Below are 22,268 nucleotides of genomic sequence, written 5' to 3'. Positions count from 1 at the left end.
GGCTTTGATCAGCCGGAAATCAGAATTAAATAGTGTAGCGGCGTTTTTGTGCAATCGGTCGGGTTATACCGAACTTTACCTGCCATTCCGGGGCTTTTACGTTAAGCTTTGCGCCGTAAAAGCCTTCAGAGCTTACATAACATCACGTAAAGGACAGGAAAACGTTATGGTTGACCAACCAAAAGAGACGCTTCTCGATGAAGAAGCCCCGGGCGAGCTCCGGCGCACCCTGCACAATCGTCATATCCAACTCATCGCTATCGGTGGTGCCATCGGCACCGGCCTGTTTATGGGCTCCGGTAAAACCATCAGTCTGGCCGGTCCGTCGATCATTTTTGTGTATATGATCATCGGCTTTATGCTGTTTTTCGTCATGCGCGCCATGGGCGAGCTGCTGCTGTCAAACCTTGAGTATAAGTCGTTCAGTGATTTCGCCGCCGATCTGCTCGGTCCCTGGGCCGGCTATTTCACCGGCTGGACCTACTGGTTCTGTTGGGTGGTGACCGGCATCGCCGACGTGGTGGCCATCAGCTCCTACTTCCAGCTCTGGTTCCCCGATTTCTCTATATGGATGAGCGCCCTGCTTTGTATCGCGGTGTTCCTGTCGCTGAATATCGCGACGGTGAAACTGTTCGGCGAGATGGAGTTTTGGTTTGCCATCATCAAGATTGTTGCCATCGTTGCGCTGATTGCCACCGGGATTGTGCTGGTGGCAATGCATTACCCTTCACCGGGCGGCGGCAAAGCAGCCATCAGCAATATCTGGGATCATGGCGGCATGTTCCCGAAAGGCTTAAGCGGCTTCTTTGCGGGCTTCCAGATCGCCGTCTTCGCCTTTGTGGGTATCGAGCTGGTCGGAACGGCGGCGGCTGAAACCCACGATCCGAAGAAGGTTCTGCCGCGGGCAATAAACGCCATTCCGCTGCGCATCATTATGTTTTACGTGCTGGCGCTACTGGTGATCATGGCGGTGACGCCATGGAACAGCGTGGTTGCTGACCGCAGCCCGTTCGTTGAGATGTTTATGCTGATTGGCTTACCCGCTGCGGCCAGCATCGTTAACTTTGTGGTGCTGACCTCGGCGGCGTCGTCCGCTAACAGCGGCATCTTCTCCACCAGCCGTATGCTGTATGGCCTGGCGCAACAGGGTGTGGCACACCGTCGCTTTGGCATGCTTTCCCGCCGGGCGGTGCCGACCACCGGCCTGTTCTTCTCGTGCCTGTGTCTGCTGGGCGGCGTTGCCTTGATTTACCTGATCCCGAACGTGATGCAGGTGTTCACGCTGGTCACCACCGTGTCAGCGATCCTGTTTATGTTTGTCTGGACGATTATTCTCTGTTCATACCTGGCCTACCGCAAAAAGCGCCCTGAACTGCATGCGGAGTCCAGCTATAAAATGCCGATGGGTAAGTTTATGTGCTGGGTGTGCATCGCGTTCTTCGCGTTTGTGCTGGTGCTGCTGACGCTGCAGGAGGATACCCGTCAGGCGCTGATGGTGACGCCAATCTGGTTTATTCTACTGGGAATTGGCTGGTGGTTACGTCAGAGAAAACAGGCGTAATGTGATGCTGGTGGGCCGCTCAGGCCCACCATTTTTTAGCGAACCCGAATCCCTTCGATCACCATCCGCTGCACGTTTTCTACCGTCTGATTGAAAAAGCCTTCATCATTTAACGTCTGCCCGGTCACCGCTTCGATCTGAGTTGAAAAATCGGCGTAGTGTTGGGTCGTGGCCCACAGCATAAAGATCAGATGATGCGGTTCAACAGCCGCCAGTTTTCCCTGATTTATCCAGCCTTCAATCACCGCCGATTTCTCATCCACCAGCCCTTTCAGATCGCCTTCCAGCTCCCCTTTCAGCAACGGTGCGCCCTGAAGCATTTCCATGCAGAACAGGCGTGATGCCTGCGGATGATCGCGCGACACCTCAAGCTTAAGCCGGATGTAGTCCTTGATCGCCACTAAGGGTTGCTGGTCTTCCCGCAACGCACGCAGTGGCGCCAGCCAGACATCAAGAATGTCCTTCAGCACCGCAATATAGAGGGCTTCTTTTGACGGGAAGTAGTACAGCAGGTTGGTTTTAGAAACGTCAGCCCCTTCGGCCACTTTATCCAGGCTGGTGCCATGCACGCCAAATTGTGAAAACAGCGCCAGTGCCGCAGTGAGGATCGCCGTGCGTTTCGCTGCTACCGCACGTGAGCGACGCGTGGGCGCCTTCACCGATGTCTTATCTGTAGAATTCACTGAGACCTCATACTCCATGTGGGGTGCCGGGATGATAGCAAAACCCCTCGCCCGGACCTAATGCACTTAAATTGACCACGATGCCTGCTTTCTGTGCACCTGATTTTGACCAAATGGTCTGTTTTAGACCATTTACTCCAGAAAAATTTAACACAAATATTTCAACACACTGATTACTAGCACCTTTTATAAACTGGCACAGCGTTTGCAATTATCTCAACAAGCGCCGCTTCAGGGAGAGTGCAGGATGCATTGCAGCGCACAACTTTACCCTAACGCACACCCAGAGGTATCCCAATGAAAATCGGTGTCTTTATCCCAATTGGCAACAACGGCTGGCTGATCTCCACCAACGCGCCGCAATACATGCCGACCTTTGAACTGAATAAAGCGATTGTGCAGAAAGCCGAGCATTATCACTTCGACTTTGCGCTGTCGATGATCAAACTGCGTGGCTTTGGCGGCAAGACCGAGTTCTGGGATCATAACCTTGAATCCTTCACCCTGATGGCTGGCCTCGCTGCCGTCACTTCGCGCATCGAAATCTATGCCACGGCGGCCACGCTGACGCTGCCGCCGGCCATTGTGGCGCGCATGGCTTCCACGGTTGATTCCATTTCTAACGGCCGCTTCGGGGTGAACCTGGTGACCGGCTGGCAGAAACCGGAATACGATCAGATGGGTATCTGGCCTGGGGATGAATACTTCGCCCGTCGCTATGACTATCTGACCGAATACGTCTCGGTGTTGAAAGATCTGTGGGGCACCGGCAAATCCGATCTGAAAGGTGAGTTCTTCACCATGAACGATTGTCGCCTCAGCCCGCAACCGCAGAAGCCGGTCAAGGTGATCTGTGCCGGCCAAAGCGATGCCGGTATGGCGTTCTCAGCGAAACATGCTGACTACAACTTCTGCTTTGGCAAGGGCGTGAATACCCCAACCGCCTTCGCCCCAACCGCCACCCGTATGAAAAAAGCCGCCGATGAAGTGGGCCGTGATGTCGGATCTTTCGTTTTGTTTATGATCATTGCCGATGAAACCGACGAAGCCGCCCGGGCGAAGTGGGAACACTATAAAGCCGGCGCAGACGAAGACGCGCTTTCGTGGCTGACCACACAAAGCCAACAGGATAAAACGTCGGGCAGCGACACCAACGTACGCCAGATGGCCGACCCGACGTCCGCCGTCAATATCAATATGGGTACGCTGGTCGGTTCTTATGCCAACGTGGCACGCATGCTTGATGAAGTCGCGACCGTTGAGGGAACCCAGGGCGTGTTGCTGACGTTTGATGATTTTTTACAAGGCATTGAGAAATTTGGCCAACGCATCCAACCGCTGATGCAGTGCCGTACCGATATCATTGAAGCCGCGAAGGAGGTTGCGTAATGAGCAGTAAAGAGCCGGTAGTGTGCACAACAGCGTCGACTAAAAACTGCATTACCCTGCCCGCGCGGCCGGAGCCGATTGCCTTTCCGCCGGAGCAGACCGCTTTGATCGTGGTGGATATGCAGAATGCTTACGCCACCACCGGCGGCTATCTGGATCTGGCGGGATTTGATGTGTCCGCTACCCGCCCGGTGATCGATAACATCAACGTGGCGGTGAAAGCCGCCCGTGAAGCCGGCATTCTAATTATCTGGTTCCAGAACGGTTGGGACGATCGGTATGTTGAAGCCGGTGGCCCAGGCTCGCCTAACTGGCACAAATCCAACGCGCTGAAAACCATGCGCCAGAATCCTGAACTGGAAGGCAAGCTGCTGGCGAAAGGCGGCTGGGATTATGATCTGGTCGATCAGCTTGTCCCGCAACCCGGCGATATCGTGCTGCCGAAGCCACGCTACAGCGGCTTCTTCAATACCGCGTTAGACAGCATGTTGCGCAGCCGTGGCATTCGCCATCTGGTATTTACCGGCATCGCCACTAACGTCTGCGTTGAATCAACGTTGCGCGACGGTTTCTTCCTGGAGTATTTCGGCATTGTACTGGAAGACGCCACCTATCAGGCCGGTCCGCTCTTCGCCCAGCAGGCCGCCATCTTCAATATTGAGACGTTTTTCGGCTGGGTGTCTGATGTTTCGACCTTTTGCTCCGCCCTGCAAACCGAAGCCGTGCCGCAACAACAAACGGCCTGAAACCTGACCTGACTGGAGAGTGCGCAATGCCGAAAACCATTATTACCCCACCGGGAACCAGCGTGCCGATAGCGCCGTTCGTCCCCGGCACGCTGGCCGATGGCGTGGTGTATGTCTCGGGCACATTGCCCTTTGATAAAGACAATAACGTGGTGCACGTCGGCGATGCCGCCGCGCAAACCCGCCATGTGCTGGAAACCATTAAAAGCGTGATTGAAACCGCGGGCGGCACCCTGGACGACGTGACCTTTAACTCGATTTTCATCACCGACTGGAGCAACTACGCGGCGGTGAACAGCGTGTATGCCGAGTATTTCCCTGGCGAAAAACCGGCGCGTTTCTGCATTCAGTGTGGTCTGGTGAAACCCGATGCACTGATCGAGATCGCCAGCGTTGCCCATATCGGTAAGTAGCGGAGGAAGACATGCATATTGAGCTCTCCGGATCGACCGATCCTCAGGCCAGAACGCTGGTGCTTTCTGCCGGGTTAGGCGGCCTGGCTAACTTCTGGTTGCCGCAGCTAAACGCACTGCGTGAACACTATCGGGTGGTGGTGTATGACCAGCGTGGCACCGGGCGCAGTCCCGACATGCTGCCGGCAGGCTACAGCATGGGCGATATGGCGGCTGAACTGGCTCACGAGCTGGCGGCTTTGGGGATCGAAAGCTATGACGTCATTGGCCATGCGCTGGGCGGTATGGTGGCGATGCAGCTGGCGGTGGACTTTCCACAACGCGTCGGAAGGCTGGTGATTGTTAATGGCTGGCTCAGGCTGAATGCGCATACCCGCCGCTGCTTCACCGTTCGACAGGAGTTGCTGCTCAATGTCGGCGTTGAATCCTATGTTCGCGCACAGCCCCTGTTTCTCTATCCTGCCGACTGGCTGGCAGATAATCAGGCACGTATAGAAGCTGAAGATGCGCTGCACGCCGCACATTTTCAGGGGACAGAAAACTTGCTGCGCCGTCTGAACGCATTGATGGCCTGCGATTTCACCGAACTTGCCGGCCAGATCGCCCAGCCGGTGCTGTTGATCTGTTCACAGGACGATCTGTTGGTGCCCTGGACCTGCTCACAAACCCTGCTGGAGGCGTTGCCAAACGCCACGCTGGAAAAAATGGCCTGGGGCGGTCATGCGATGAGCGTCACCGACAGCAGTACCTTTAATCCACTGTTACTGAACTGGCTGAGCGATACCCCGGCCTCATCCCCTGCTGAACTGGAGCTGATATGGCAGAAGCCCTGAATTCTCTCGCGTTAGAGACGTTGTTTACCGCAGCACGGACGCACAATGGCTGGCAGGATCGTCCGGTTACCGATGCGCAAATCCACCAGCTGTATGACTTGTTAAAGAGGGGCCCAACCTCGGCGAACTGCAGCCCTGCGCGCTTCTGTTTTGTCCGCAGTGAGGAAGGCAAAGCCAGGCTGAAGCCAACGCTCTCCAGCGGCAATCTGGAAAAAACCCTGAGCGCGCCGGTGACGGCAATCGTCGCCTGGGATCCGGCGTTCTTTGACCAGCTGCCACAGCTCTTCCCACATGCCGATGCAAAATCCTGGTTCACCAGCAGCCCGGCGCTGGCGGAAGAGACCGCATTTCGCAACAGCTCGCTGCAGGCGGCCTACCTGATCACCGCCTGTCGCGCGATGGGCTTAGACACCGGTCCGATGTCTGGCTTCGATCGTGCGGCGGTTGATGCGGCGTTCTTTGCGGAAAGCGGCTGGAAAAGCAATCTGCTTATCAACATCGGCTATGGCGATGCCAGCAAAGTGTATGCGCGCCTGCCACGTCTCTCATTTGCAGAAGCCTGCACCCTCGAGTAAGGAAATGATCATGTCTCTGGCGACCCTGTCGCCCGCGGTAACGTCGGGCGTAGAAAAACAAGATTTTCGCAATGCGATGGCGCGCCTGGGTGCGGCCGTCAATATTATCACCACCGACGGCCCCGCCGGTCGCGCAGGTTTTACCGCCTCTGCCGTGTGCAGTGTGACCGATACGCCGCCAACCCTGCTGGTGTGTCTGAATCGCTCGGCGTCCGTGTATGAGGTGTTCAAAACCAATCAGCAGCTCTGCGTTAATACGCTGGCTGCGGGACATGAATCGTTATCCAACCTGTTTGGCGGTAAAACGCCGATGGCCGAACGCTTTATCGCGGCTGAATGGTCGACGCTGGTGACCGGCTCGCCGATTCTGGCCGGCGCGGTGGCGTCGTTTGATTGCAAAATCACCCAGGTGATGAGTGTCGGTACCCATGATGTGCTGGTCTGCGAAGCCCAGGCATTAGTCTGTAACGATGAAACACACGGCCTGATCTATTTCGATCGCGGCTATCACCATTTACTGCGGCAGGAAGCCTGATCCCGCCGACGGCGGGCAATGCTTTATTCACTTCTCTGGAGAAGACGATGGCGAGTTCCTGGTTTCCTGTATGGCGTAAGCAGTCCGCATCAGCGCAAGGGTTAGTGGCACCGGATGAAACCCTGCCGCTGGGACAAACGGTAATTATGGGGCTTCAGCACGCGGTCGCGATGTTTGGTGCCACGGTTCTGATGCCATTGCTGATGGGATTAGATCCCAATCTGTCGATCCTGATGTCCGGCGTCGGCACGCTGCTGTTCTTCCTGATCACGGGCGGACGCGTGCCCAGTTATCTTGGGTCGAGCGCCGCGTTCGTGGGCGTGGTGATTGCGGTGACGGGGTTCAATGGTCAGGGCATCAACCCTAACCTTGGCGTGGCGCTGGGCGGCATTATTGCCTGCGGCCTGGTCTATACGCTGATTGGTTTTGTGGTGATGAAAGTGGGCACCCGCTGGATTGAGAAGCTGATGCCGCCGGTGGTGACCGGCGCCGTAGTGATGGCAATTGGGCTGAACCTCGCGCCGATTGCGGTACGCAGCGTCTCCTCATCGATGTTCGATAGCTGGATGGCAGTGATGACCGTGCTCTGTATCGGTATTGTGGCGGTATTTACCCGCGGCATGGTGCAACGGCTGCTGATCCTCGTCGGCCTGATTGTCGCCTGTGCCATCTATGCCGTGCTGACCAACGGGCTCGGGCTGGGTAAACCGATCGATTTTAGCCTGATGGCTGCCGTGCCGTGGCTGGGCTTCCCGACCACCACCTCACCCATTTTCGACAGTCATGCGATGTTCCTGATTGCGCCGGTGGCGGTGATCCTGGTGGCAGAAAACCTCGGGCATATCAAAGCGGTGGCGGGGATGACGGGCAAAAACCTCGATCCGTATATGGGCAGAGCCTTTGTCGGTGATGGCCTGGCCACCATGCTTTCCGGTGGCGTGGGCGGCAGCGGTGTCACCACCTATGCTGAGAATATTGGCGTGATGGCGGTAACCAAGGTGTATTCCACCCTGGTGTTTGTTGCGGCAGCGGTGATTGCCATCCTGTTAGGATTCTCGCCGAAGTTCGGCGCGTTAATTCACACCATCCCAGGCCCGGTGATCGGCGGTGCATCCATCGTGGTATTTGGTTTGATTGCCGTGGCGGGTGCGAGGATTTGGGTGCAGAACAACGTCGATCTTGGGCAGAACAACAACCTGATTATGGTGGCGGTCACGCTGGTACTGGGTGCCGGAGACTTTGCCCTGAAGATCGGTAACTTCACCATGGGCGGGATCGGGACGGCGACCTTTGGCGCGATTATCCTCAACGCTATCCTGACGCGTCGTAAAGCTGCCGTGCTTAACAGCAACGACGTCGTGCATCAGGACAATTAATTCACTTCCGCTTTATCAGGCGAAGGGTCAACCTTCGCCTTTTTTTTGCGCTTCAGCTTCAACTCACTGACCAGCACGCCGACGACGATCAGTGCGCCGCCAATCAGTGCCGCGCCAGGCAAACGCTCACCGGCAACCCGACCAACGATCCCCGCCCACACCGGCTCACCGGCATAAATCACCGTGGCACGCGTTGGCGACACGCTGCGCTGCGCCCAGTTCATCGTCACCTGTATTAACGCACTGGCCAGCCCCAGACCAATGGCGCTGAACAGCAGATAGGGCGAAAACGGCGGTGCCGATTCACCATTGGGGACCATCAGCGCGAACGCCAGCAGTGAAGCGCCCGCCAGCTGGATGATCGTGACGCGTTTGACATCCACTTTGCCGGCACTGGCGCTGATCAAAATGATTTCAGCGGCAATTGCCAGCGTGCTCATTAAGGTGGCAATTTCACCGGCGCCAAATGCCAGCGAATCTCCGTCCGGCCCCGCCAACAACATCAGACCGGTGAATGCCAGCGCCACGCCGATCCACGACATCAGGCCGGGCAAGCGTCCCAGGAAAAGCCATTGCAGTAGCGGCACCAGCGGCACATACATTGCGGTAATAAAGGCGGATTTACTGCTACTGATGGTTTGCATGCCATAGGTCTGTAAGCCATACCCACAGCCAATGGCGATGCCGATTAATGTCCCGGCTTTGATTTCAGCCCAGGTGATGCCGCGCAACGAACGCCATGAAATCGCGCCCAGCACCAGCGCGGCAGTGGCAAATCGGGTGCCGACAAAGAAAAATGGCCCGCTTACGGTCATCGCATGATGGACTGCCAGAAAAGTTCCGCCCCAGATCATGGTAATCAGGACCAGCACAATCTCTTGTGGGGTAAACGACAGTTTATAGCGGGAAAGTAAGGCAGACATAGCAGGCTCGGTTGAGAATTTGGCGCTAGTGTGCCGGGAGGGAACGCAGTGGTCAACTCTGTGACGTAACCGCCGGGGAAAGACCCGACGGTTTCAGGCGAGGCTAAGCTTCGGAATCGGTTTTAGTCCGACTGCCACGGCTATTGCGTCCCCCCTTTTCGCCAGCCTGTGAAGCACGTTGAGGGTCATTTTTAAAATTCCCTCCGCTGACTTTGCCGCCTTTGCGACCTGCTTCTGATGCTCTTTTACGGTCTTCAGCGAAATTTCCAGATCCACCACGATGTTCTGCCATTTCTTACCTCCGAATAGTTAAGCCATCATACTGCTTTATCACGATTAGCCTTCAGGCCTTCCGTGACGGCAATCGGGGAGAGAACACTCCCGGCCGCGTTACTAAGCATAGATTATCAAGCCTGAAGTGGTGAAAAAAACGCCTGAGCACGGCTCACAAAACGGCAAATTCCTTTAAACAGCCTGAATTATTGCATTATTGACGCTAATCTTTATGTCCATCCCGCCACCCGCATTGCGCGCGTTTTAAGCAAAAGGACCGCTTCCTTCTGCATGACCCGTCAGGCTCTTCTATACTTTCCTGATTGCCTTCAGGGCCTGATTTTGACCCCAATCATCCAACAACCAGTCGACGAGGGAACAAATGGCAAAGATTCTGGTGCTCTATTACTCCATGTACGGACATATCGAAACCATGGCCAATGCGGTTGCAGAAGGCGCAGGTCGGGTTAGCGGAGCGGAAGTGACAATCAAGCGCGTACCTGAAACCATGGACGCAGAACGCTTCGCCCAGGTGGGCGGTAAAACGCAGCAGTCGGCAGCGGAAGCGACCCCGGAAGAACTGCCGCAATATGATGCCATATTGCTCGGCACCCCAACCCGCTTCGGTAATATGGCCGGTCAGATGCGTACCTTCCTTGACCGCACGGGTGGCCTTTGGGCATCAGGGGCGCTGTACGGCAAGCTGGCCAGCGTCTTTGCCTCAACGGGTACCGGTGGCGGACAGGAACAGACCATCACTTCGACCTGGACCACCCTCGCCCACCACGGCATGGTGATCGTGCCGATTGGTTATGGCACCAAAGAACTCTTTGATATATCGCAGGTGCGTGGCGGTACGCCTTATGGCGCCACAACCATTGCCGGCGGTGACGGTTCGCGACAACCCAGCGAAGAAGAGCTGAATATTGCCCGTTATCAGGGTGAATATGTCGCCGGCCTGGCAGTAAAACTGAACGGATAACCTCAATCAGGAGACTATTATGGCAACGCAACAATCGAAAGCTCATCATGTAGGCGAGTGGGCAAGCCTGCGCAGCACCTCTCCGGAAATTGCGGAGGCCATTTTTGAAGTGGCTAACTACGATGAGAAACTTGCCGAAGGCATCTGGGAGCAGCAAGGCAGTGACGAAGTGCTGCTCAGGGCCTTTGAGAAAACCGATCAGGACGTGCTGACCTGGGATAACAAAGTCGTCGAGCGAAAAAACGTTTAGCACCAAAATCGGTATTCGGGGCGGATTTATCCGCCCTTTTTATTGTTTTACGCCCTCAGAAACGTCCGAAACCACTAACTACTCACGTTGTGAAACCATCGTTTTTCTACCAGGCTTAATGCCATATTCATTAGCCTGACCGCCAGGCCGATTACTCGAAAAGGAGTGCAGTATGTCTTATCAGACAATTAATCCCGCCAGTAATAAGCTTGTCAAAACCTGGACCGATCACAATGACCAGCAGGTTGAACAGGCGTTAAAGACCGCGGATGACCTTTATCATTCCAGCTGGTCCAAAGGCGATATCCAACCGCGTCTGCAGGTGCTGAAAAAAATGGCTGACCTGATTGACGCTCGCGTTGAAGAACTGGCAAAAACGGCCAGTGTTGAAATGGGGAAACTGATCAATCAGAGTCGCGGCGAAGTGCAGCTTTGCGCGCAGATTGCCCGTTATTACGCAGAAAATGCTGAACGCTTCCTTGCCCCTACCCGTTATCCAAGCGAGCTGGGCGAAGCCTGGGTGGAAAATCACCCTATTGGGGTGCTGGTTGCCGTTGAGCCCTGGAACTTCCCGTTCTATCAGCTAATGCGCGTACTGGCGCCGAATCTGGCCGCCGGTAACCCGGTGCTGGCAAAACATGCCGCCAATGTCCCTCATTGCGCCACGCTGTTCGAAGAGCTGGTGACCGAGGCCGGTGCGCCAAAAGGTGCCTGGACTAACCTGTTTATCAGCAACGATCAGGTTGCCTCACTGATTGCTGACGATCGTGTTCAGGGTGCTGCGCTGACCGGATCTGAACGTGCCGGGAGTGCCGTGGCACAACAAGCCGGTAAATACCTGAAAAAAACCACGCTGGAACTCGGCGGTAATGACGTCTTTGTGGTGCTGGATGATTGCGACCTTGATAAGGCCGTGAAGGCCGGCGTCGGTGCCCGTCTCAGCAACTGTGGTCAGGTGTGTACCGCAGCTAAACGTTTTATCGTGCATGAAAAAGTGGCAGATGCCTTCTTCGAAAAATTCACCCAGGCTTTCCGTGACGTGAAGATTGGCGATCCGCTGGATGAAAGCACCACGCTGGGCCCGCTATCTTCCTCCACGGCACGCGATACGCTGGTGAAACAAGTTGAGCAGGCGGTGTCGAAAGGCGCCAAACTGCATATCGGCGGTAAAGTCGTTGCCGGTGAAGGCTGCTTCTACGAGCCCACTATCCTCTCCGGTATCACCCGTGATAATCCGGCCTATTTTGAAGAGTTCTTTGGCCCGGTCGCGCAGGTTTACGTGGTGAAGGATGACGAGGAAGTGGTTAAACTCGCCAACGATTCTCACTATGGTCTGGGTGGTGCGGTATTTAGTAAAGATATTGCCCGTGCCAGGAAACTGGCTTCACGAATCGAAACCGGCATGGTGTATATCAATTCCGCCAGCGATACGTCGGCCGAGTTGCCATTTGGCGGCGTGAAACGTTCAGGCTATGGTCGTGAACTGTCTGATTTGGGTATCAAAGAGTTCGTTAACCAGAAACTGGTCGTGGTCAGCAGTGACTGATTGCTAACGGCATCTGCCCAAAAAGAAAAGGCCGACAGTGAATGTCGGCCTTTTTATTGCGTGCGAATCAGACTCAGGAAGACTTTTCAGTCTCTGGCTGCGCAGGAGTGGCAGGCTCATCGGCGTTAGCTTTTTCCGCCTTGGCTTTATCGGCTTTATCAGCCTTATCCTTCGCCGCTTTATCTTTCGCAGCCTGCTCAGCCGCGGCTTTGTCAGCAGCCGCCTTGTCTTTGGCTGCCTGCTCGGCTGCGGCTTTATCAGCTGCCGCCTTTTCTGCAGACGCTTTAGCCTGAGCGGCTTTATCTGCCGCAGCCTGATCGGCCGCTGCTTTAGCCGCTGCCACTTTATCAGCAGCCGGATCTTTCGCGGCCGTTGGTGCGGCTGGTGCTTCAGCTGCCGGAGCTGCTGGTACAGGTTGCGGCGCGCTTGCCGCCATCGGCGTTCCCTCAATGGCTTTATTCAGCACCTGAGTAAACTGATCCCATGGGCAGAAGCCATTGGCATCGGTCTGGCAACCGTTCATTTGCAGCGTGACACGCTTAGGAGGCGTATCCAGCGACAGTGGCGTTGCATTACGCAGCTGATCGGTAGACTGGTAAACGTACTCAACCTTCACCAACTCACGATTGTTTTTCTTGTCGTGCCAGCGCTGGAACTGAATCATCCCACCAATAGGCGTGCGCTCGTTTTGCTCTGGCAGCGTGTAAGCTTTGAAATCCAACGCCGTCAGCAGGGAGGCGATATTCGAATCATGGCCGACCATCAGCGTCACTTTCGGCGCGGAGGCTTTATCTTCATCCACTAACATACTGCGGATATAATCGACCAGTGGTGCTGCGACGTCACGCGCCACTTCTGGCGTAGTAAACAATGTGTCCTGATAGCCATTTTTGATGGCGGACAGCTCTTTCCACTGCTCAGGTGTCTTGATCTGGCCCCAGGCGACCTGATCCAGCGGCATCCCTTCGTAATATTGCAGGGTGAAGGCATCCACCAGCGAATTCCCGACTTTTAATGGACCCGAAACGTTCGGCTCTTTACCATTTTCAGCGGTGAATTTGTTCTGATTATCACTGGAGAGATCGCACTGCTTTTTGCCATCACAGGCAGCAGAGGATTTGTAATCGATGATTTTTTCCAGGCGCTGGAAGGCCGGTTTCAGTGCCAGTTTTTCACCCGCGCTGTTCATCCCGGTCAACGCCTGCTTGTTGAAGCCTTCGCTGCTGTCGGTAATCACCGGGTTGAACACCGGATCCATCGCGCCCATTTCATCCTGATGAGACACCTGAATGTCACACCCCGGGAACGCACCGGTGATAAAGAACTGCGCGGTGGCGACCGTACGCTGGAGGCTGTTGGCATAGGCGTAAACATCGTCAGAGCCAGGACACTCACCGTCGCCGATCAGCCCCTGCTGCGCAAGCCACTCACGGGTGTAACGGCCCATGTAAACTTCAAGCACGCCGCCCTTGGTCGTCAACTGTCCCCCCGGCACATCCCACTTGGGCCAGGCCTTTTTAGTGGACTGAGCCAGCACGCTGCCATTATCAGCCAGCGGCGCACGGAGGTTATGGCGGCTCATCATTAACACTTGCTCAAGCTGGTAATCGTCGTCAGCAGCATAAGCTGAAATGCCGGTGAGTGCCGAGCAGACTGCTAATGCGCAAAGACTAAACTTTTTAATCATGTGTTTTTCCATTGATTCAAGGTAAATCACCCGGCCGTAATATGGCGATGCGGTTGGTTAAAAATTCGCAACAACGCAAATGAGGCTCGCTCGGCGTTCCTGGAAATTCAGGCCAGGGGTGGGCATTCTTCATTGGTGTTGAGAATATAGCAGAGTATCGCCTTTGCCGTTGAGTCGCATCAGGAGATTGAAAAGAAACGGGATGTTTTTCGGAATGCTCTAATAAACGAACGTGTTAGCGAAGAAACAAGCGGGGAAGGCAGAAAGCAAAACGGGCCAGCCTAAGCTAACCCGTTGAATTTGATGGTGGAGAGGCAGAGATTCGAACTCTGGAACGGTTTCCCGTCGCCGGTTTTCAAGACCGGTGCCTTCAGCCACTCGGCCACCCCTCCACACTAGTACCAGTCACCGTTTCAAAGAGTGGCTAAACTCCCTGAGCAACTGATGGGGCGCAGTATAGGGGATGCCGATCGCTTTGCCAAGCATAATTTTGGCTAGTTTGTTGAATTATTGCGCTTTTATGCAATTTTTTTTCATCTGTTCAACAAACGGTCAATTGGCGGTTTTATTGCGCCCATAGCAAAACGGGCCAGCTTTCGCTGACCCGTTAAATTAGATGGTGGAGAGGCAGAGATTCGAACTCTGGAACGGTTTCCCGTCGCCGGTTTTCAAGACCGGTGCCTTCAGCCACTCGGCCACCCCTCCACAATGAGGCGAACTATAAACACCCTCCCGGTCGATGTAAAGTGTGTTGCGGTTCAATCGCCTGAAAAACAGTCGATCGGCGTTTATTTGCTGGCAATATCGCCACTCTGCTTACTTAAACAGCCGACTATCGCGTAAAGAAGGGTAAAACGCCTTTCCCCGCTTCGCCCTGCTCCCTATTCTCACAGGTAAATTGGTGACCCAAAGAGGCTCTTTTATGGATCGCATTGTTTCGAGTACCCGTGGCAGCTCCTTAATTACCACCCACAAGGTGCTGCGCAATACCTATTTCCTGCTGGGGCTGACGCTGGCCTTTTCTGCCGTTACCGCTACCTTGAGCACCGTTTTCGCCCTGCCCGCGCCAGGCTTCATTCTGATGCTGGTCGGCTTTTACGGGCTGATGTTCCTGACTTACCGCCTGGCGGACAGCCCTACCGGCATTCTGGCGGCGTTCGCCTTTACCGGTTTCCTCGGCTACTGCCTGGGCCCAATCCTCAACTCACTGCTGTCTGCAGGGATGGGGGATGTGATTGGTCTGGCATTAGGCGGCACCGCACTGGTGTTCTTCAGCTGTTCTGCCTACGTGCTAACCACCCGTAAGGATATGTCCTTCCTGGGTGGCATGATGATGGCCGGGTTTGTGGTATTGCTGGTTGCCGTCGTGGCAAACATCTTCCTCAACATTCCGGCATTGCATATGGCAATCAGCGTGTTGTTTATCCTGTTCTCTTCAGGTGCCATCCTGTGGGAAACCAGTAACATCATTCACGGCGGCGAAACCAACTATATTCGCGCGACCGTTAGCCTGTACGTGTCGATCTATAACATCTTCGTCAGCCTGCTGAGCATTCTGGGCATGTCATCGCGCAGTAATTAATAGCCCGCAGTTGATGCAACAGTAAGAGCCCCGCCCTGCGGGGCTTTTTTTATGTGCCGGATTAAAGCTGCCAGTAAGAGACAGACTACCCACAGCTGGCCGCAGTTTGCTAAACTGGGCGGCTTAGCAAATCAGACAGAGGCAAGACGGTGTTATTCCAGGGCAAAGAAATTGAACGTGACGCGCAAGGTTATCTGAAGTCCACGATGGACTGGAGTGAAGATCTGGCTCCGTTACTGGCAGAAGAAGAGGCCATTGAGCTGACTGACGCCCACTGGGAAGTGGTGCATTTCGTCCGTGCCTTCTATCTGGAGTTCAATACCTCCCCGGCGGTGAGAATGCTGGTTAAAGCCATGGCGCAAAAATACGGTGAAGAAAAAGGCAACAGCCGCTATTTATTCCGTCTGTTCCCAAAAGGCCCGGCAAAACAGGCAACTAAAATTGCCGGCTTGCCTAAACCGGCCAAATGCCTTTAAGCACTAACCGGTAGTGAAGCCGTTTGGCAAGTCGCGCGGTTGATGAGGTTCCTCGAGCACCCTTTCTACGCGGGCACTTCTGGGGCCGCCGTCTTTAAGCCAGGTAAGTAACGTCTGCACGTCACCCTCTTCACCACAGGCCAGCACTTCAACGCTGCCGTCATTCAGGTTCTTCGCATACCCCTTGAGCCCCAGCGCTTTGGCCTGATGTTGCGTGCTGTAGCGGAATCCCACGCCCTGAACCACACCGTGAACCCAGGCTTTTACGCAGACAGTAGTCATATTTCTTCTCCTTTCACGACGCAGATTGCATTTTAACGGTTGGCACCGGACAATAACCGCTGATTCTTTACTGTATAAGCATAGCAAATATGACTGTTCGTTTGATTCTTGCCAAAGGACGTGAAAAATCCTTACTTCGCCGCCATCCGTGGATCTTTTCTGGTGCTGTTGCTCGTCTTGAGGGAAAAGCCGAGTCGGGTGAAACTATTGACGTCTGTGACAGCCAGGGCAACTGGCTGGCTCATGCTGCCTGGTCACCCGTGTCGCAGATCTCTGCCCGTGTCTGGAGCTGGGAACAGGACGAGGCGATTGATACCGACTTCTTTATCCGCCGTCTTAAGGCTGCGCAGTCTCTGCGCGACTGGCTGGCAGCACGCGATAACCTCGACAGCTATCGCCTGATTGCCGGTGAATCTGACGGTCTGCCTGGCGTGACCATTGACCGCTACGGCAAGTTCCTGGTCCTGCAATTGCTGTCGGCTGGCGCAGAATATCAACGTGCTGCGCTGATCTCCGCGCTGCAGAGCTGCTACCCGGACTGTGCGATTTACGATCGCTCGGACGTTGCAGTGCGTAAAAAAGAAGGTCTTGAACTGACTCAGGGCAACGTCCTGGGCGACACGCCGCCAGAGCAGTTACCGATTGTTGAGCATGGCATGAAGTTACTGGTCGATATCCAGGGCGGCCACAAGACCGGTTACTACCTCGATCAGCGTGACAGCCGTATGGCGACTCGCCGCTATGCGAAAGATCGCCGGGTATTGAACTGCTTCTCTTACACCGGTGGTTTTGCAGTTTCCGCGCTGATGGGCGACTGCAAACAGGTTATCAGCGTCGATACGTCACAAGGCGCGCTGGACATTGCCCGCCAGAATGTTGAGCTGAACGGGCTGGATCTGTCGAAAGCCGAGTTCCTGCGCGATGACGTGTTTAAGCTGCTGCGCCGCTACCGTGATAGCGGTGAGAAATTCGATCTGATCGTGATGGACCCGCCGAAATTTGTCGAAAACAAAAATCAGCTGGCCGGTGCTTGCCGTGGCTATAAAGACATCAATATGCTGGCGATGCAGCTGTTGAACCCGGACGGCATGCTGCTGACGTTCTCCTGCTCAGGGCTGATGCCAACCGATCTCTTCCAGAAAATCATTGCCGATGCCGCGCTCGATGCTCAACGTGATGTACAATTTATAGAGCAGTTCCGGCAGGCGGCCGATCATCCGGTGATCGCCAGCTATCCGGAAGGCATGTACCTGAAAGGATTTGCCTGCCGCGTCCTGTGACTTGAAAAAGCTGTCCCTGTCCCCATCTTGGTAGCAGGGCACTGTTTCTCAGGAGGTCACGATGATTGCCAGCAAATTTGGACTCGGACAACAGGTGCGGCATAAGCTGCACGGTTTCCTCGGTGTAGTGGTAGATGTGGATGCGGAATATTCACTGGACGATGATCCCGAAGAGGATGAGGTTGCCACCAGCGAATCGCTGCGTGAAGCGCCCTGGTATCATGTCGTGATGGAGAATGAAGACGGCGAGACCGTTCATACTTATCTGGCAGAAGCCCAGCTTTCGTGGGAGCTGCCGGGCGACCATCCGGAACAACCTTCCATGGATGAACTGGCCGCGTCAATTCGCGAACAGTTGCAGGCGCCACGCCTCAGGAACTAATGCAAAATCCCCGCCTGGCGGGGTTTTTTTTAGCCTTTTTCCAGCCCTAAGCGCGGGATCTCGATTTTAGGGCAGCGATCCATCACCACCTTTAATCCCGCTTCTCCCGCCAGCACCGCAGCCTGCTCGTTAATCACCCCAAGCTGAAGCCACAAAGATTTCGCCCCCACCGCGATCGCTTCCTGGGCGACACCCCAGGCCGCTTCGGCATTACGGAACACATCCACCATGTCGATCGGTTCAGGAATGTCTTCCAGCTTTTCGTAAACTTTTTGTCCCTGCAGCGTCTGGCCTGCCAGCTTTGGGCTGACCGGCGTCACTTTGTATCCCTGCGACAGCAGATAAGCCATCACGCCATAACTGGCCCTGGCGGGTTTATCACTCGCTCCAACCAGCGCGATATGTTTAGTGGAGGTCAAAATGTCGGCAATTATTTTATCTTGCATGCAGCTCTCCTTATCAGACTGATTAACAGTTTATGCGCAGTGTGGCTGTTGGGAAAACAGCTCAGGCAGAAGATGCAAATTCCTGAATATATAGCACGAATAAATATGTTAAAATGTTAATATGCTGCCATACTGAAAGACTTTGATACACTCGACGTGTTTGCCTGCCCTCGCCTCTGGAGAATAAATGAAGCTGCGTTTGGTCATTACAGGCGTTTTAGCTTTGCTGGTTGCGACTACGGTCCATGCCACCACGCTCAAACTCGCCCCTGATATTGACCTGTTGGTGCTGGACGGCCGAAAAATTTCTGGTTCGTTATTAAAAGGTGCTGAAGGGCTCGAACTCGAGCAGGGACAGCATCAGGTATTGTTTCGCGTTGAGAAAAGCCTGAAAAAAGATGCTCAAATGGCCACGCCATGGGTCTCTACCCCATTGATCGTCACGTTCACCTCTCAGGCAAAATCAGTCACCATCACGTTGCCGCCGCTAACCACCACCGCGCAGGGAAAAATGTTTGATAAACATCCCACTTTCCAGCTGCTTAACGAGCATGGTGCGGTGGTTGAGAGTCAGCAAGACCATTTGCTGGTCAAAGCTGACAATAACTATGAGCAGGCCATGGTGGTGTATAACCTGAAAGGCAACGTCGCCTCAGTACCTCGCTTTGCCCAGGGACAAACCTCCACTACCCCAATCAGTAATGATTCCCAGGACTTTGCCAACGGCAACCATGCCGGCAGCCGGGTATTGCAGCTGTGGTATCAACAGGTTGATTCCGCCACCCGCCAACGTTTTGTGATGCTGATGCGTGCCCTGCGTACCAGTTGATGTCTGCACGCCTTCCGCCTACACTCGATACGCTTTATCAGGCAGTTCCCCTCATCTGATTGACGTGAAACCAGGAAGCCGGAATGGATCAGACCACCCGTAAAATTCAGGAAAAGAAACACATTGCGCTGGTTGCGCATGACCATTGCAAAACATCGTTGATGGAGTGGGTCGATATACACAAAGACGTGTTACAGGCTCATACCCTTTATGCGACAGGCACCACGGGCAACCTTGTCCAGCGTGCAACTGGCCTGCCGGTGACGGCAATGTTGAGTGGCCCGATGGGCGGCGACCAGCAGGTGGGTGCCTTGATTTCCGAAGGGAAAATTGATGTGCTGTTCTTTTTCTGGGATCCGCTAAACGCCGTGCCACACGATCCAGACGTTAAGGCGTTATTGCGCCTTGCAACAGTATGGAATATTCCAGTGGCGACCAACCGCGCAACCGCCGACTTTATTATCCGCTCACCGTTATTCGCGCAGGCCGTAGATATCATCATTCCAGATTATCAGCGCTATTTGCAGGAACGTCTGAAGTAAACTGATGAGCGTGCAACGGCACGCTCATCCTGCCAATTTAAGGTTTACGCAGCACCGGAACACCCAGCCGCTTAATCTCGTCGACAAATCCCGATGGGTTCTCTTTTTTAAACAGCAGCCACACCTGCTGCTTCGCACGCGTTATGGCGACATACGCTAACCTGCGCTCTTCTGCATCGGGGAAGTCTTCCGGCTGGGGTAACAACGCCTGCTCCATGACGGACTCTCTGGCCGCTGCGGGGAAGCCATCCTTGCCGTTTTGCAAACCCAGCAATATCACATAATCCGCCTGCTGCCCTTTACTGGCATGGATGGTGGTGAAATCAATCCGCAATTTTGGCCAGCGGGTTTTGGCTTTTTCCAATACTGCCGGGCGGATATGGTGATAACGGGCAAGGATCAAAATCCGCTCATCCGCGGTGGCATAGCCGCTAATTTTATTCAGCAATGCCTCCAGCTGATCTTCCGGCAGGAGGGAAATCGACTTTTTATTGCCTTTGGTCAGGCTGTTCAGCGGTTTTTTCAATTGATGCGGGTTGCTCTGCACAAACTTATTGGCAATTTCACCAATTCGATCGTTAAAGCGGTAGGTGGTATCCAGCACGCAGCGGTCGCCCTCACCAAAGTGATGATGAAACGCGGTGGTCAGGGTCATCTCAGCCCCGCTGAAGCGATAGATCGCCTGCCAGTCATCGCCAACGGCAAACAGCGCCGTCTGCTTGTTCTGTCTTCTGAGGGCGGCGAGCAGCGCCGCACGCTGAGGCGAGATATCCTGGAATTCATCGACCAGGATATGCTTCCACGGGCTGATAAACCGGCCTTTATCAAGGATGTTGACCGCCTGATGGATCAAGCCGGAGAAATCTACCGCCCCTTCTTCTTTCAGGGCGCTTTTCCAGGCCTTCATCAAAGGCGCCATCAGCTTTACGCGTTTGGAAAAGAGATCGCGCACCTCTTCAGGAGCTGATTCAATCATTGCCGCCTGCGCGCCGCCATGCATTCGCATCAATCCAAGCCATCGCTCAAGCCTGCTGGCCAGACGTTTGGCAAGCCGCTCTTCTTTCCAGTAATCACCTTCGCCGATTTCCCACTCCAGCTCGTCCTGCAACCATTGCCGCCAGCCATTGGCATGGGCTTTCTTTTCCCCACACTGCTGGCGCCAGACGTCAATTAACAGCTTATGGCGCAGCGTCGTATCGGTTTCGAGCTTGCTGATGGAAGGGGATTTACTGCTGCCCTGCTGGATGATGTTCAAAGCCAGTGAGTGAAACGTGCGGGCCTGAATACCGTCGGTATTCAGCCGGGCTTTGATGCGCTCGTTCATCTCTTCAGCGGCCTGACGACCAAAGGCCAGCAGCAGGATCTGTTCTGCGCTGGCTTGTTTGCGCATCAGTAACCATCCTGCTCGGGCGACCAGCACGGATGTTTTGCCACTCCCCGCACCCGCCAGCACCAGCAGCGCATCCTCACCGTTCACCACCGCTTTTGCCTGGGAACTGTTGAGAGGGGACGTCTCGACGGTATTGAAGAAATCGGCGTACTGCGCCAGCATTTTTTCTGACCACTGACCGTTACGCTTCTGCCGTTGTGCATCGCTGTTATTCAGCCAGGCGAGGCAGAACTGATAGTTTTCGCGGCAGTTATCAAACTCATCCAGACGCTCTACCGGCAGTGGCAATGAGCAGAACGCCTCCTGAATGGCGGTACGCCAGCCGGCCATATCGCTGCGCTTCAACCATTTATCCTGCTGTTCACCCTCCTGTAAGCGGGTCACCAGTTGCTGCAGGACTTCAGAGGAGACCAGGCTCATCTCCTCACTCCATTGCTGCCAGGCCTGGTTGAGGTAATGATAGAAACGTTGGGTTTCCTGCCATTCGGTGCCATGCAGGCGCACGACTTTATCTTCAGGCAGGGCAAATTCGAGTTCGCCCCAAACCATCCCGCGTTTACATTTGATGGCTAACAGCTGGTTAAACGGAATAAGGTATTCATGTTTTTCACCACTCACCTCAACGCCTGCGGCCAACATTCGTACCCGATTGTAGGGATGCTGCGCCAGATGTTTGCCCAGCGACGTTGCTTTCAGTTCCATGACCTGCCTCTGGCTGTGGTTGCTTTTAATGGGCTGTAGTTTAGCTGGCAGGAGTGTACCGCTCCAGAGTTAAAACGCGCTACAATCAACGCATTGTATTTTTGAGCTCCGCGCTCTGTTAGGGAAACGACCAATGCGTACTGTTTTAAACATTCTGAATTTTATTCTGGGCGGTTTTCTGACCACGCTTTCGTGGCTGTTTGCGACCGTTGTCAGCATCATTTTTATTTTTACCTTACCGCTCACCCGTTCCTGCTGGGAAATCACCAAGCTTTCGTTACTGCCTTACGGTAATGAAGCCGTGCATGTAGATGAGCTGGAACCTGGCCGCAAAAATGCGCTGATGAATTCGGGCGGCACGCTGCTGAATATCATCTGGCTGGTCTTCTTTGGCTGGTGGCTGTGCGTGATGCATATCATGACCGGTATCGCCCAGTGCATCACTATCATCGGCATTCCGGTTGGGATAGCGAATTTCAAAATCGCCGCCATCGCATTGTGGCCGGTAGGCCGCCGCGTCGTCAGCGTCGAAGTGGCACAAGCCGCGCGTGAAGCTAACGCCCGCAGCCGGTTCAACTAGTTTCT

Annotated in this window: 25 protein-coding genes and 2 tRNA genes; 18 read left to right on the top strand and 9 right to left on the bottom strand. The window is 54.6% G+C overall.

What is annotated here, in order from left to right; genetic code table 11:
• The first annotated feature begins 166 nt into the window (after positions 1-166).
• A complete protein-coding gene (cycA, locus tag EBC_RS09600) occupies positions 167-1,561 on the top strand; it encodes a D-serine/D-alanine/glycine transporter (RefSeq protein WP_013201592.1) in 1,395 nt (464 codons plus the stop codon).
• 35 nt (positions 1,562-1,596) lie between these two features.
• On the opposite strand, the gene rutR is transcribed toward cycA, so the two are convergent.
• On the bottom strand, positions 1,597-2,262 hold the full coding sequence (rutR, locus tag EBC_RS09595) for an HTH-type transcriptional regulator RutR (RefSeq protein ID WP_013201591.1): 666 nt from the start codon (positions 2,260-2,262) through the stop codon (positions 1,597-1,599).
• A gap of 279 nt (positions 2,263-2,541) precedes the next feature.
• On the opposite strand from rutR, the gene rutA reads away from it, so the two are divergent.
• Genes rutA through rutG form a run of 7 tightly spaced genes read left to right on the top strand, consistent with a single transcriptional unit; the run spans position 2,542 to position 8,111 of the window.
• Positions 2,542-3,633, top strand: coding sequence for a pyrimidine utilization protein A (gene rutA, locus EBC_RS09590; RefSeq protein WP_013201590.1), 1,092 nt, complete (start codon positions 2,542-2,544; stop codon positions 3,631-3,633).
• On the top strand, positions 3,633-4,379 hold the full coding sequence (gene rutB, locus EBC_RS09585) for a pyrimidine utilization protein B (RefSeq protein ID WP_013201589.1): 747 nt from the start codon (positions 3,633-3,635) through the stop codon (positions 4,377-4,379). Before rutA ends, rutB begins: the two co-directional genes overlap by 1 nt.
• 26 nt (positions 4,380-4,405) lie before the next feature.
• Entirely contained in the window at positions 4,406-4,792 is a 387-nt protein-coding gene (gene rutC, locus EBC_RS09580) for a pyrimidine utilization protein C (RefSeq protein WP_013201588.1), read from the top strand.
• 11 nt (positions 4,793-4,803) lie between these two features.
• The gene (rutD, locus tag EBC_RS09575) at positions 4,804-5,625 is read left to right on the top strand and encodes a pyrimidine utilization protein D (RefSeq protein ID WP_013201587.1); all 822 of its coding nucleotides are present in this window, start codon (positions 4,804-4,806) and stop codon (positions 5,623-5,625) included.
• Complete coding sequence (locus tag EBC_RS09570; RefSeq protein WP_013201586.1) at positions 5,610-6,200, top strand: malonic semialdehyde reductase; 591 nt, start codon at positions 5,610-5,612, stop codon at positions 6,198-6,200. Before rutD ends, EBC_RS09570 begins: the two co-directional genes overlap by 16 nt.
• Positions 6,201-6,210: 10 nt before the next feature.
• Positions 6,211-6,735, top strand: a complete 525-nt coding sequence (gene rutF, locus EBC_RS09565) for an NADH-dependent FMN reductase RutF (RefSeq protein ID WP_013201585.1) — start codon at positions 6,211-6,213, stop codon at positions 6,733-6,735.
• Positions 6,736-6,782: 47 nt separating this feature from the next.
• Positions 6,783-8,111, top strand: coding sequence for a pyrimidine utilization transport protein G (rutG, locus tag EBC_RS09560; protein ID WP_013201584.1), 1,329 nt, complete (start codon positions 6,783-6,785; stop codon positions 8,109-8,111).
• Here rutG and EBC_RS09555 read toward each other — a convergent pair.
• Positions 8,108-9,034: a DMT family transporter gene (locus tag EBC_RS09555; RefSeq protein WP_013201583.1), complete on the bottom strand. Its 927-nt coding sequence runs from the start codon at positions 9,032-9,034 to the stop codon at positions 8,108-8,110. The genes rutG and EBC_RS09555 overlap by 4 nt on opposite strands.
• Before the next feature lie 103 nt (positions 9,035-9,137).
• Entirely contained in the window at positions 9,138-9,326 is a 189-nt protein-coding gene (locus tag EBC_RS09550) for a con-10 family general stress protein (RefSeq protein WP_071822109.1), read from the bottom strand.
• Positions 9,327-9,689: 363 nt separating this feature from the next.
• Between EBC_RS09550 and wrbA the strand changes: the two genes are divergently transcribed.
• The 3 genes from wrbA (at position 9,690) to EBC_RS09535 (ending at position 12,085) form a co-directional block, all read left to right on the top strand.
• The gene (gene wrbA, locus EBC_RS09545; protein WP_013201582.1) at positions 9,690-10,289 is read left to right on the top strand and encodes an NAD(P)H:quinone oxidoreductase; all 600 of its coding nucleotides are present in this window, start codon (positions 9,690-9,692) and stop codon (positions 10,287-10,289) included.
• A gap of 19 nt (positions 10,290-10,308) precedes the next feature.
• A complete protein-coding gene (locus EBC_RS09540; protein ID WP_013201581.1) occupies positions 10,309-10,539 on the top strand; it encodes a YccJ family protein in 231 nt (76 codons plus the stop codon).
• Between the two features lie 172 nt (positions 10,540-10,711).
• Positions 10,712-12,085 carry an NAD-dependent succinate-semialdehyde dehydrogenase gene (locus EBC_RS09535; RefSeq protein WP_013201580.1) on the top strand — a complete coding sequence of 458 codons (1,374 nt, stop codon included), beginning with the start codon at positions 10,712-10,714 and terminating at the stop codon, positions 12,083-12,085.
• A 73-nt stretch (positions 12,086-12,158) separates the two neighbouring features.
• Here the strand turns inward: EBC_RS09535 and agp are convergent, their stop codons facing one another.
• From agp to EBC_RS09520, 3 genes are all read right to left on the bottom strand, one after another.
• Positions 12,159-13,772: a bifunctional glucose-1-phosphatase/inositol phosphatase gene (agp, locus tag EBC_RS09530; protein ID WP_013201579.1), complete on the bottom strand. Its 1,614-nt coding sequence runs from the start codon at positions 13,770-13,772 to the stop codon at positions 12,159-12,161.
• A gap of 304 nt (positions 13,773-14,076) precedes the next feature.
• Positions 14,077-14,164 (bottom strand) — tRNA-Ser (locus EBC_RS09525).
• A 225-nt stretch (positions 14,165-14,389) separates the two neighbouring features.
• Positions 14,390-14,477 (bottom strand) — tRNA-Ser (locus tag EBC_RS09520).
• Between the two features lie 217 nt (positions 14,478-14,694).
• On the opposite strand from EBC_RS09520, the gene yccA reads away from it, so the two are divergent.
• Positions 14,695-15,354, top strand: a complete 660-nt coding sequence (gene yccA / locus EBC_RS09515) for an FtsH protease modulator YccA (RefSeq protein WP_013201578.1) — start codon at positions 14,695-14,697, stop codon at positions 15,352-15,354.
• Positions 15,355-15,503: 149 nt separating this feature from the next.
• Positions 15,504-15,830 (top strand): sulfurtransferase TusE, encoded by a 327-nt coding sequence (tusE, locus tag EBC_RS09510; RefSeq protein ID WP_013201577.1) that lies wholly within the window; start codon positions 15,504-15,506, stop codon positions 15,828-15,830.
• Positions 15,831-15,833: 3 nt separating this feature from the next.
• On the opposite strand, the gene yccX is transcribed toward tusE, so the two are convergent.
• Entirely contained in the window at positions 15,834-16,112 is a 279-nt protein-coding gene (gene yccX / locus EBC_RS09505) for an acylphosphatase (RefSeq protein ID WP_013201576.1), read from the bottom strand.
• Between the two features lie 89 nt (positions 16,113-16,201).
• Between yccX and rlmI the strand changes: the two genes are divergently transcribed.
• The gene (rlmI, locus tag EBC_RS09500) at positions 16,202-17,392 is read left to right on the top strand and encodes a 23S rRNA (cytosine(1962)-C(5))-methyltransferase RlmI (protein ID WP_013201575.1); all 1,191 of its coding nucleotides are present in this window, start codon (positions 16,202-16,204) and stop codon (positions 17,390-17,392) included.
• A 61-nt stretch (positions 17,393-17,453) separates the two neighbouring features.
• Complete coding sequence (gene hspQ / locus EBC_RS09495; RefSeq protein ID WP_013201574.1) at positions 17,454-17,774, top strand: heat shock protein HspQ; 321 nt, start codon at positions 17,454-17,456, stop codon at positions 17,772-17,774.
• Between the two features lie 29 nt (positions 17,775-17,803).
• On the opposite strand, the gene EBC_RS09490 is transcribed toward hspQ, so the two are convergent.
• Positions 17,804-18,220 carry a CoA-binding protein gene (locus tag EBC_RS09490; protein ID WP_013201573.1) on the bottom strand — a complete coding sequence of 139 codons (417 nt, stop codon included), beginning with the start codon at positions 18,218-18,220 and terminating at the stop codon, positions 17,804-17,806.
• Positions 18,221-18,407: 187 nt separating this feature from the next.
• On the opposite strand from EBC_RS09490, the gene EBC_RS09485 reads away from it, so the two are divergent.
• Both EBC_RS09485 and mgsA read left to right on the top strand, forming a co-directional pair.
• The gene (locus EBC_RS09485) at positions 18,408-19,049 is read left to right on the top strand and encodes a YccT family protein (protein WP_013201572.1); all 642 of its coding nucleotides are present in this window, start codon (positions 18,408-18,410) and stop codon (positions 19,047-19,049) included.
• An 83-nt stretch (positions 19,050-19,132) separates the two neighbouring features.
• A complete protein-coding gene (gene mgsA / locus EBC_RS09480) occupies positions 19,133-19,591 on the top strand; it encodes a methylglyoxal synthase (RefSeq protein ID WP_013201571.1) in 459 nt (152 codons plus the stop codon).
• A 37-nt stretch (positions 19,592-19,628) separates the two neighbouring features.
• Here the strand turns inward: mgsA and helD are convergent, their stop codons facing one another.
• The gene (helD, locus tag EBC_RS09475; protein WP_013201570.1) at positions 19,629-21,683 is read right to left on the bottom strand and encodes a DNA helicase IV; all 2,055 of its coding nucleotides are present in this window, start codon (positions 21,681-21,683) and stop codon (positions 19,629-19,631) included.
• Positions 21,684-21,816: 133 nt separating this feature from the next.
• Between helD and EBC_RS09470 the strand changes: the two genes are divergently transcribed.
• On the top strand, positions 21,817-22,263 hold the full coding sequence (locus EBC_RS09470; protein WP_013201569.1) for a YccF domain-containing protein: 447 nt from the start codon (positions 21,817-21,819) through the stop codon (positions 22,261-22,263).
• Positions 22,264-22,268: the final 5 nt, after the last annotated feature.

This window comes from Erwinia billingiae Eb661, from assembly GCF_000196615.1.
In the GTDB taxonomy this organism is placed as follows: Bacteria; Pseudomonadota; Gammaproteobacteria; order Enterobacterales; family Enterobacteriaceae; genus Erwinia; species Erwinia billingiae.
The sequence above is the reverse complement of the archived record's forward strand: the minus strand, read 5'-3'. Positions and strand labels throughout refer to the sequence as shown.